This window comes from Microcystis sp. M53602_WE12 (assembly GCF_030065455.1).
In the GTDB taxonomy this organism is placed as follows: domain Bacteria; phylum Cyanobacteriota; class Cyanobacteriia; order Cyanobacteriales; family Microcystaceae; genus Microcystis; species Microcystis aeruginosa.
On the sequence record NZ_JASJFB010000637.1, the window covers coordinates 1 to 10,249 of the forward strand.

Sequence of the window (10,249 nt, forward strand, 5' to 3'; positions counted from 1 at the left end):
GTGTCAGTCTGTAGAGCGACCATAAGACCAGAACAGAGTAAATCTGGGGCGGCAGGTGCGGAACCCCGCAAGGGAAAGAAGCAGAAACCTAAATCGTGAGGTTTGGGAATCACCGTCCGTTTACGGCGGCGAGGATGTCAAAGTTTCCCTAGATGTGTTACCGGCAGTAGTGCCGAAAAGCAATTTCTTGGCTGGGTTAAAGACAATTCATCGACATCTATCTTAACCATAAGTTAAATTAATATTTAACAAAAATCGGCTTAAGGCTAAAAAAACAATTAACATTATAGCTCCAAATGCTTAGTATTGGTTAGTTTAGCTAGATTGTAGATCGATGAAATTATCTAGAGATCGAGCAAGGAGCGTCAAGAATTCCTGGTTAGATCTATAAGTAAATTTTATTTTAAGTTTATTTAAGACTGTCATTACTAATGCAAGGCTGAGTCAGGCAGATTTTCCCGTAGTATCAAAAATGAAACTCGCTCCAATCGTTCAATCTGACTACGAGCGAGAGGCAATTGTAGAGACTGCCGCTTTCACTAGCATTTAATTAAGAGGAACAACCGATGGCAACTTATAAAGTCACCCTGAAAAATGAATCTGAAGGACTTAATACTACAATTGAGGTTCCCGATGATGAGTACATTCTCGATGTAGCTGAAGAGCAAGGACTAGACTTACCTTATTCCTGCCGCGCAGGAGCTTGCTCCACCTGTGCAGGTAAAATTGAATCTGGTACTGTCGATCAATCCGATCAATCCTTCTTAGATGACGATCAAATTGAAGCGGGTTATGTCCTCACCTGCGTCGCCTATCCTACCTCTGACTGTGTGATCCTCACCCACAAGGAAGAAGACGCTTTGAAGTAATCTTCAAGATTATCAGAAAATTCCCGTTAAAGCCATGGCTTTAACGGGAGTTATTTTATGGCTCAAAAATTTTTTCCCTAAACACTTGTGTGTTTTAGCTAAGGGTGCTATGATTGTTAATCGTGGAATTAATGGGTCGGTGCCCGAGTGGTTAATGGGGGCGGACTGTAAATCCGTTGGCTACGCCTACGCTGGTTCGAATCCGGCCCGGCCCACCACGATCAATGCCCGTGTAGCTCAGTGGTAGAGCACACCCTTGGTAAGGGTGAGGTCATGAGTTCAATCCTCATCACGGGCTTTCTCTTCCCTGCTCATTCTCAATAAACCGTTGAAGGATGAGATTGAGTAGGGCTTGCTGAATAAATCTAAAAACCTTGTTGGATAATATTTTTAGGCTTTTTTGAAATCAAAAAGTACCGGCCATTGGAGGGATCGGGGGGTAAATTTAGGGACTTTTTCCCTGAAAATTAGGTAATTGACCCCCTGAAAATGGGTAAAACCCTACACCCTACACCCCACACCCCACACCCTACCCCCACCGAAAAACTTTTTGCCGCAAACCCTAAGTAAGTCTTCAGCACTATTGCGTTAACACAAGTTCTCCCCTAGGGCAATTAGTCCTCGATCGCTTAAAATAATCAAAATTAACTTATTTGTTGGCTCATGTCTCCCCTCGACAACATCGCTAAACTGTCTCACCTCACCCGCAGAGATGTTCAGAAAAATTGGTTTATCGCTACAGCAGCGGGAAAACCAATTCAACCCGTCACCCTCAATGAAAAACAATACATTATTTGGCCTGCCGGCAGACAAATCCAATATCTAACTCAAAAAATTATTGTCCCCGAACATTTAGCCGGTTATCCTTTAGAGGGAATGGAACTGAGATTAATCTTAACTTGGTGGGCGGAAGATGTCAAAATTTATGTTAATAATCAATTTATCCAAGCAGGAGACCTCTTTGATTCTTCCACCCGCATTTTACTTTCCAACTCGGTCTCTACTGGTCAAGAAATCCTTGTTACTCTGCGTTTAGTCAGTCCCAATCATGATATTGGTGGTTTGATGAAATCGCAGTTAATCTATGAATATAGCCAAGCGATCGATCCTAGTTTTGTCGCTGATGAATTAACCATTCTCCATAATTATCTGCAAACTTTTTATCCTGAAAAATTAGCGGCTTTTACCGCTACTCTCGATAATATTGACTGGGATAATGTCACCAACAAAGATAAATTTAATCGCTCCCTAGAATCAATTCGTCAATCCCTACAACCCCTCGCTCAACCTCTCAAAGAACGCAGTTTTCATCTTCTCGGTCATGCACATTTGGATATGGCTTGGTTGTGGCCGTTGGCAGAAACTTGGCAAGTGGCACAAAACACTTTTATCTCGGTTTTAAACCTCCAAAAAGATTTCCCTGCCCTCATATTTGGTCATTCTAGCCCCCTAATTTACGACTGGACAGAAAAACATCATCCTGACCTGTTTCAAGCAATTCTAGAGGCATATAAAGGGCAATCTTGGGAACTTTTGGGCGCGATGTGGGTAGAACCAGAAGTCAATTTGATCTCCGGAGAATCCCTATTTCGACAACTACTTTATGGACAAAAATATTTTCAAGAAAAATTTGGACAAATCACTGAAACTGCTTGGCTGCCGGATACCTTTGGGTTTCCCTACCAATTGCCGCAAATTCTTCAATCCTTTGGCATCAAATATTTTGTAACTGGGAAACTACATTGGAATGATACGACTAAATTTCCCCACGGTTTTTTCTGGTGGCAATCTCCCGATGGCAGTAAAATTCTTTCCCTAATGTCTCCTCCCAATGTTGCCGGAGTTATGGATACTAACCCAATTATTATGACCGATCATGCTCTCAATTGGGAACGGCAAACCGGCTTAAAAGATATTTTTTGGCTGCCAGGTGTTGGCGACCATGGCGGCGGTCCGACTCGTGATATGTTAGAGGTAGCCCAACGTTGGCAAAAATCTCCTTTTTTCCCCCAGTTAAAATTTAGCCAAGCAACAACTTATCTGAACAGTCTGGAGACAAGTAATCTCCCTATCTGGGATGATGAATTATATCTAGAATTCCATCGCGGTTGTTATACTACCCACGCTGACCAAAAGGCCTATAATCGTTACTGTGAAATCCTCTTGTATCAAGGAGAATTATGGTCTTCTCTGGCTAATATTTTACTAGAGATTCCCTATCCGAAAGTCGAGATAGAATCCGCCTGGAAAAAGGTTTTATTAAATCAGTTTCATGATATACTGCCTGGTACTTCTATCCCAGAAGTGTTTAGGGATGCCAATCAGTTATGGCGGCAAGTTATCAACACAGGTGAAGCAATTTTACATCAAGCTTTACAAGCAATTGCCACTCAAATTAATTTACCTAATCCCCCCCATCCCCAAGCAAAACCTTTTCTAGTTTTTAATTCTCTTAACTGGGAAAGAACCCAGGTTATCTCTTTATCTATAGAATCTGTCAATTGTTCAGTTTATGACTTAAATAATTGTCTATGTCCTTCGCAATTATCCCACGACAATCAGCTATTATTTATCGCTGAAAATATTCCTGCTGTGGGTTATAAGTTATTTTGGTTAGTTCCCAATCAGCAAGCAACCGAGAAAAATTTAACTAACTGCCAATTTATTTTAGATAATGGCTTGCTTAAAGTTACTATTAACTCGGAAACGGGGGATATAGATAGTATATTTGATATAATTAATCAAAAAGAAATCCTGCAAGCTGCGGGGAACCAATTACAGGGATTTAAAGATCAAGGACAATATTGGGACGCTTGGAATATCGATCCTAATTATCAACAATATCCCTTACCTAAAACAGTATTAAAATCGATCGAATGCTTAGAATGTGGTGCCTTGCGCTGGCAGATTCGCGTGATCAGAAGTTTAGCTGATTCGGAATTTTGTCAAGATTATATCTTAGAAAAAGATTCTCCTATTCTCCAGATTAAAACTATTGTTAATTGGCAGCAGGAACATACTTTAGTAAAAACCGCTTTTCCTCTCACCCTAAACAGCGATTTTACCACCTATGAAATTGCCTGTGGTGCGATCGAGCGTTCCCACGAACCAGAATCACCAAAATGGGAAGTTTACGCGCATAAATGGGCAGATTTAACCGATACAGAGGCAAACTATGGGGTTAGTCTTTTAAATAATAATAAATATGGCTATGATGCTACTAACCGGCAACTGCGATTAACTCTGTTGAGAAGTCCCCGATGGCCCGATCCCGAGGCGGATCTGGGGAAACAAGAATTTACCTATGCAATATATCCCCATCAAGGTAACTGGAAAACGGCGAAAACTGTCCATCACGCTTGGCAGTTAAACTCACCTGTCACCGTTGTTTTTATTACTAATTCTTCTCAATCAAACCAGTTGCCACCCGTGGCACAATGGTTAAAATTCTCGGCCGATAACTTAATTTTAATGAGTTTAAAACAAAGTGAAACATCCTTTCGGGGTTGGGTAATGCGCGTTTATGAATGTCAGGGAGAAAACGCTGTTATTGATTGGCAAAATCAATTACAATTAACAATAAAAGAATCGATCGACGGTTTAGAAAGAGCGATCGATCCTATGGAGCAAATTTCTCCTTGGCAAATAGCCACATGGTTATTAAAGAATTAATCTTCGTGATCTTCAAAAGGATCGCTTAATTCTGCTGCTGGCGGTCCAAAAGCGGTATAAAGAGCTAAAGCGGTAATCCCCACCAAAGCGGCAGCGATCGAAATACCCAAAATTGTTGCAGTTTCCATAAAATAAAATTTGCTTAGATACAGTCTGTATCTTATCTTAACAAAATATAACCGATCTCGCCGTCGATAGCGATCGCTAATCTGGCCGGTTGCATTGCTGTTATCTCATGCCCGATAATGCTGAAAGGATCGACTCAATAGCGATCAAACTAAACCAGAAAAATTATTATGAAGAAACTCCTACAGGGACTAGAAAAGTTCCAGAGTGGTTATTTTGATGAACATCGGCAATTATTTGAGCAACTCTCCCACGGACAAAAACCGAGAATCCTGTTTATCACCTGTTCCGATTCCCGTATCGATCCTAACCTAATTACCCAAGCGGAGGTGGGGGAATTATTCGTAATTCGTAATGCGGGAAATATAATTCCTCCCTACGGAGCAACCAATGGTGGTGAAGGTGCATCTATAGAATATGCTATCAACGCTCTCGGCATCGAGCAAGTGATTATCTGCGGTCACTCCCATTGTGGAGCGATGAAAGGTTTGTTAAAATTGCAAAGTCTGGCCGATGAAATGCCTTTAGTTTACGATTGGTTAAAGCAAGCAGAAGCTACTCGACGTTTAGTTAAGGATAATTACAAAGAACTAGAAGGAGAAGAACTGATCGAGGTGACAGTAGCAGAAAATGTTCTCAACCAGTTAAGTAATTTGCAAAGCTATCCAATTATTCGTTCCCGATTACATCAGGGTAAATTATCTCTACACGGTTGGATTTTTCGGATTGAAACTGGCGAAATTTTAGCCTATGATCCCATCCTACACGATTTTGTCGCTCCCCATAGTAAAATTACCCATCCCGAAGCAGCAGACAATTTACCCTCTAGTCGTCACCTTCCCAATAGTCATCCCTTCAAGATTTCTGAGGATTATATCCGGACTCATGCGGACGTAAAAAAAGCGACTCCTGCGGTTAATACTGTGGCGAAAAAGAATGGCTCCTCAACCCAAAAACCGGGCTATAATTATTTAGACCCCTCCCAAGCTGATCGCATTTATCGCGGTTCGAGAAGTTAATTAGGGATTAGAGAAATTCTCTAGAGATGTGCTTATTACCGTCTCTAGAGTGGCAGTTAAGGGCAAGAGCCTTCCCGGTGGATAATGACCGTAATCCGGGACAATCAGCCTAACATCTGGTGACAGCATCGGCAAGTCAGCAACGCTCAGTGTTAGGAAAGCTAATAGCTATTGCTTTTTACTCAAAAAATATGGTATGATGGAAAACTGTCAGTTTTACGAAAGCCGATGAAAACGGAAGAGATTATCAAATCAATCGAAGCCGAGTATCTCAAGAGCGATCTGCCCATTATCCATGTCGGTGACACGATCCGGGTAGGGGTGCGAATCGTTGAAGGAGATAAAGAGCGGATTCAGCCCTACGAGGGCATTGTCATCGCCAAACGCCATGGCGGTATCAACGAAACGATTACAGTACGCAAAGTCTTCCAGGGTGTGGGAGTAGAAAGAGTCTTCCTGCTCCACTCGCCGCGGGTTGCCAGTATCAAGATCATCCGTCGTGGTAAAGTACGTCGGGCGAAACTCTACTATCTGCGCGATCGGGTTGGCAAAGCCACCAGGGTACAAGAACGTTTCGATCGCCCTCTCTAAAAATTTTCCGGCGACAGCCTAACCAAGAAAGTTGCTCAATCGCCAACAACTACGCTATAATAAATAAGGGCCTTAAAAAAGCCAAATAGTTTAGCGAATGGGCGCTCTTAGTTCAGTTGGTAGAACGCAGGTCTCCAAAACCTGATGTCGGGGGTTCAAGTCCTCCAGGGCGCGTTTGGTAATCACCAAGCCGATAACTGCAAAGGACATAATCTAAATGTCTGGGGGTTAGTGTGGGTTGTCCGGTGAAAATGATAAGTTAAGGATAGCTTGAGTATCATTTTAAGGAGTAGCGATCGTGGCCAAAAAAGAAACCCTAGAAAAAGACACGAGCGACAAGAAAGAGGGAAGCTCCTTTCAGGTCAAGGAATTCGTCAATGAAAGCAAAGAAGAACTCGCCAAAGTCGTCTGGCCTTCCCGTCAGCAACTTTTGAGTGAATCGGCGGCCGTGATGTTAATGGTGACTTTGGTAGCCACTCTCATCTATCTGATTGATAAATTCTTTGCCTGGGGTGCGGGGAAGGTGTTCCCATGAATCTAGAAGAAGAGCAGTTTCCCGAAGAAGTCAATCTCAGCGGCCTACCGAAAAAACCCCGTTGGTATGCCGTGCAAGTGGCTTCCGGTTGTGAGAAACGGGTCAAAGCCAATTTGGAACAGCGCATCCACACCCTCGATGTGGCCGATCGCATTCTGCAAGTCCAGATTCCCCAAGCGGCCACCGTCAAAGTCCGCAAGGATGGTTCACGGCAACACGGTGAGGAAAAAGTCTTCCCCGGTTATGTCCTGATCAAAATGATCATGGATGATGACGCTTGGCAGGTGGTCAAAAACACCCCCCACGTGATCAACTTTGTTGGGGCCGAACAAAAGCGCCACTACGGACGCGGCCGCGGTCACGTCACCCCGCTACCCTTGAGTATGTCAGAAGTCGATCGCATCTTCAAACAAGCTCAGATTCAAGAACCCGTCGTCAAAATCAATATGGAAGTTGGCGATCAAATCTTGGTTCTATCTGGTCCATTTAAGGACTTTGAAGGGGAAGTGATCGAAGTTAGTCCCGAGCGCGGCAAACTCAAGGCCCTGCTCTCCATTTTTGGTCGGGATACCCCGGTCGAATTGGAATTTAATCAAGTCGAAAAACAAAACTAAATCATGGCTAAAAAAGTCGTCGCAATTATTAAACTAGCTTTACCTGCTGGTAAGGCTAACCCTGCTCCTCCGGTCGGTCCTGCTTTGGGTCAACACGGGGTAAATATTATGGCGTTCTGTAAAGATTACAACGCTAAAACCGCCGATCAGGCCGGCATGATCATCCCTGTGGAAATCTCCGTTTTTGAGGATCGGAGTTTTACCTTTGTCCTCAAAACTCCCCCCGCTTCCGTTCTCATCCGTAAAGCGGCCGGTGTGGAAAGAGGTTCCAACGAACCCAACAAGAAATTTGTCGCCACCATTACCCGCGACCAATTACGGGAAATCGCCCAAACTAAACTGCCCGATCTTAACGCTAACGACATCGAAGCGGCCATGAATATTGTGGCGGGAACGGCCAGAAATATGGGTGTCAAGATCTCAGACTAAATCTTATTTCGGGGAGAAGTTAAGCTTCGTTATTACCCAAGGAGCAACAAATCAGATGGTAAAAAAAGTTTCACGACGTTTGCGAGATGCCCAGGCTAAGGTAGAAAATAAAGCCTACGAGCCATTAGAGGCACTGACATTATTAAAGGAATTAGCGACGGCGAAATTCGACGAAACCGCCGAAGCTCATATTCGTTTAGGTATCGATCCTAAATATACCGACCAACAACTGCGGACAACGGTAAGTTTACCCAAAGGAACCGGACGCACGGTGCGAGTAGCGGTCATTACTCGCGGGGAAAAGGTACAGGAAGCGAACAACGCCGGGGCCGATATCGTTGGTTCGGAAGAATTAATCGAAGAAATCGCCAAGGGGATGATGGATTTCGAGGTGTTAATCGCCACCCCCGATATGATGCCGAAAGTGGCTAAATTAGGTCGTCAACTCGGTCCGCGGGGTTTAATGCCTTCACCGAAAGGGGGAACCGTAACCACGGATTTAACGGGGGCAATCGCTGAGTTTAAAGCGGGTAAATTGGAATTCCGGGCCGATCGCACCGGGATCGTTCACGTTCAATTTGGCAAAGCTTCTTTTAGTGCCGAGGATTTGTTAATCAATTTGAAAGCTTTACAGGAAACGGTGGACAGAAACCGGCCTTCCGGGGCCAAGGGGCGTTACTGGCGCACGGTTTACGTTTCTTCCTCCATGGGGCCATCGATTCAAGTGGATATTAGCGCGCTGCGGGATCTGAAATTAGCAGAAGGTTAATACAGTTATTTTTTCTGAAAAAGCCTCCAAGTAATTGGGGGCGTTTTTTTGGCTTGATCGCCCGATTGATATAGAATCAAAAGGCTACACTCAAGATTAATCGCTTGAATTATTCTCTTGTATCTGTTCTTAGAGCCAGCGTGTGGATTGTAGATTCCCCTAATACCCGTATTTTAGCCCCTAGTGCGATCGCTCTTGGTAACTTTGATGGTTTGCACCTAGGTCATAAAACCGTCCTACAGCCAATTTTTCAGGATGACCCCGCTTATCCCACCGTTGTTAGTTTTACTCCCCACCCGCGGGAATTTTTTACGGGAGAAAAATGGCAATTATTAACTCCTCTAGGGGAAAAGGTGGAGGTTTTAGAGAATTTAGGCGTTAAACAATTAGTTTTACTGCCTTTTTCGGCTCAATTAGCTTCCCTGACTCCCTTGGCTTTTATCAAACAGATTTTAGTAGAAAAATTACAGGCTAAATCGATCAGTGTTGGTCAAGATTTTCGCTTCGGTTATCGTCGTCAAGGTACAGCCGAAGATTTATTACAGATCGCCTCTCAATTTAATATTAAAGTCGAGATTGTTGGTTTGAAAAACTGTGGGGCGGGTCGGATTAGTAGTTCCCTAATTCGTCAAGCTTTGGCAGCAGGAAACGTTGAGCAAGCTGGGCAAATGTTAGGTCGTCCCTACAGTTTAACCGGTCGTGTGGTCATCGGGCAACAGCTAGGCAGAACATTAGGTTTTCATACCGCTAATCTACAGGTTCCCCCCGATAAATTATTGCCGCGACTGGGGGTTTATTGCGGTTGGGTGCATCTTGATGGTTCTCGCTTACCGGCAGTTATGAATATCGGTTATCGTCCCACGATTGAGGGAAAAACTATCAGTGTGGAAATCCATTTATTGGATTGGTCGGGCTATGTATATGATCGCATTTTAACGATGGATTTAGTGCAATTCCTGCGACCAGAACAGAAATTTAATTCTCTCGATCGATTAAAAAATCAGATCGAGATAGACTGCGATCAATCTCGATTAATTCTAACTTCTGTCACCGACAACTCCTAATATTTTTGGTATTCTCTTTCCACTTTACCCACCGCTTTCAATAAAGGAGAATCGAGGGAATCGATCCAATCAGCTACTTCTCGCGCTAATCCTAGGGTAACAATGCCTTGAGACGGTGGTAATTGACCAGCTAAAGCCTGACTTTTGATGGTTTTCAGGACAGAAATTAAACCCTCAATCCGAGTCGATCTTTCTGTTTTCCGCATCTGTTCGGCCACGGTAATAGCTTGGTCAATTGATTGAATTAATTCCCTCATGTTCGTTTCCATAATAAGCTAAACGGCTTTTACTTCGGATCACCGATATAGACTCCAAAAGGGTTATAGCTGTTGGATCATGCAGGTTAAGCGCCGTTTAGCTTATTCTAGCGACAGGAAAGAGATGTAACCGTTATTGCTCGCCCCTCTCCCCATTGTATATCTGAACTTCCCCCGTATAAATATACTAGCTATGGCTCAAAGTCTTACAGAGCCTGAGTTAAAGCAATGTAATACTAATAAACTACTGGGTACAAACTCCTGAAATCCTTACGCAGACAGGGTTTGAGGCAAAATTTTTCAA

General features: G+C 43.5%; 11 protein-coding genes and 3 tRNA genes. 12 read left to right on the top strand and 2 right to left on the bottom strand.

The features are described 5' to 3' along the window. The first annotated feature begins 566 nt into the window (after positions 1–566). From PX482_RS20190 to PX482_RS20205, 4 genes are all read left to right on the top strand, one after another. A complete protein-coding gene (locus PX482_RS20190) occupies positions 567–869 on the top strand; it encodes a ferredoxin (protein WP_002761157.1) in 303 nt (100 codons plus the stop codon). A 133-nt stretch (positions 870–1,002) separates the two neighbouring features. Further along, positions 1,003–1,087: transfer RNA gene (locus PX482_RS20195), tRNA-Tyr, on the top strand. An 8-nt stretch (positions 1,088–1,095) separates the two neighbouring features. Further along, positions 1,096–1,167 (top strand) — tRNA-Thr (locus PX482_RS20200). Between the two features lie 365 nt (positions 1,168–1,532). Continuing rightward, complete coding sequence (locus tag PX482_RS20205; protein ID WP_002761152.1) at positions 1,533–4,541, top strand: alpha-mannosidase; 3,009 nt, start codon at positions 1,533–1,535, stop codon at positions 4,539–4,541. Here the strand turns inward: PX482_RS20205 and psbN are convergent. Then, positions 4,538–4,669 carry a photosystem II reaction center protein PsbN gene (psbN, locus tag PX482_RS20210; protein WP_002761150.1) on the bottom strand — a complete coding sequence of 44 codons (132 nt, stop codon included), beginning with the start codon at positions 4,667–4,669 and terminating at the stop codon, positions 4,538–4,540. The two genes, PX482_RS20205 and psbN, sit on opposite strands and share 4 nt — an antisense overlap. A 168-nt stretch (positions 4,670–4,837) precedes the next feature. Between psbN and PX482_RS20215 the strand changes: the two genes are divergently transcribed. The 8 genes from PX482_RS20215 (at position 4,838) to PX482_RS20250 (ending at position 9,688) form a co-directional block, all read left to right on the top strand. Next, positions 4,838–5,686: a carbonic anhydrase gene (locus PX482_RS20215; RefSeq protein ID WP_002761143.1), complete on the top strand. Its 849-nt coding sequence runs from the start codon at positions 4,838–4,840 to the stop codon at positions 5,684–5,686. A gap of 228 nt (positions 5,687–5,914) precedes the next feature. Continuing rightward, positions 5,915–6,277 carry a 50S ribosomal protein L19 gene (gene rplS / locus PX482_RS20220; RefSeq protein WP_002738040.1) on the top strand — a complete coding sequence of 121 codons (363 nt, stop codon included), beginning with the start codon at positions 5,915–5,917 and terminating at the stop codon, positions 6,275–6,277. Positions 6,278–6,378: 101 nt separating this feature from the next. Next, positions 6,379–6,451 (top strand) — tRNA-Trp (locus PX482_RS20225). Between the two features lie 124 nt (positions 6,452–6,575). Continuing rightward, complete coding sequence (secE, locus tag PX482_RS20230) at positions 6,576–6,812, top strand: preprotein translocase subunit SecE (RefSeq protein WP_002761141.1); 237 nt, start codon at positions 6,576–6,578, stop codon at positions 6,810–6,812. Beyond that, the gene (gene nusG, locus PX482_RS20235; RefSeq protein ID WP_002761140.1) at positions 6,809–7,426 is read left to right on the top strand and encodes a transcription termination/antitermination protein NusG; all 618 of its coding nucleotides are present in this window, start codon (positions 6,809–6,811) and stop codon (positions 7,424–7,426) included. Before secE ends, nusG begins: the two co-directional genes overlap by 4 nt. Before the next feature lie 3 nt (positions 7,427–7,429). Continuing rightward, positions 7,430–7,855 (top strand): 50S ribosomal protein L11, encoded by a 426-nt coding sequence (gene rplK / locus PX482_RS20240; RefSeq protein WP_002761138.1) that lies wholly within the window; start codon positions 7,430–7,432, stop codon positions 7,853–7,855. Between the two features lie 55 nt (positions 7,856–7,910). Further along, positions 7,911–8,624, top strand: a complete 714-nt coding sequence (gene rplA / locus PX482_RS20245; protein ID WP_287728352.1) for a 50S ribosomal protein L1 — start codon at positions 7,911–7,913, stop codon at positions 8,622–8,624. Between the two features lie 140 nt (positions 8,625–8,764). Next, entirely contained in the window at positions 8,765–9,688 is a 924-nt protein-coding gene (locus PX482_RS20250; RefSeq protein WP_288026402.1) for a bifunctional riboflavin kinase/FAD synthetase, read from the top strand. On the opposite strand, the gene PX482_RS20255 is transcribed toward PX482_RS20250, so the two are convergent. Further along, complete coding sequence (locus tag PX482_RS20255) at positions 9,685–9,957, bottom strand: hypothetical protein (protein ID WP_002761130.1); 273 nt, start codon at positions 9,955–9,957, stop codon at positions 9,685–9,687. The genes PX482_RS20250 and PX482_RS20255 overlap by 4 nt on opposite strands. Positions 9,958–10,249: the final 292 nt, after the last annotated feature.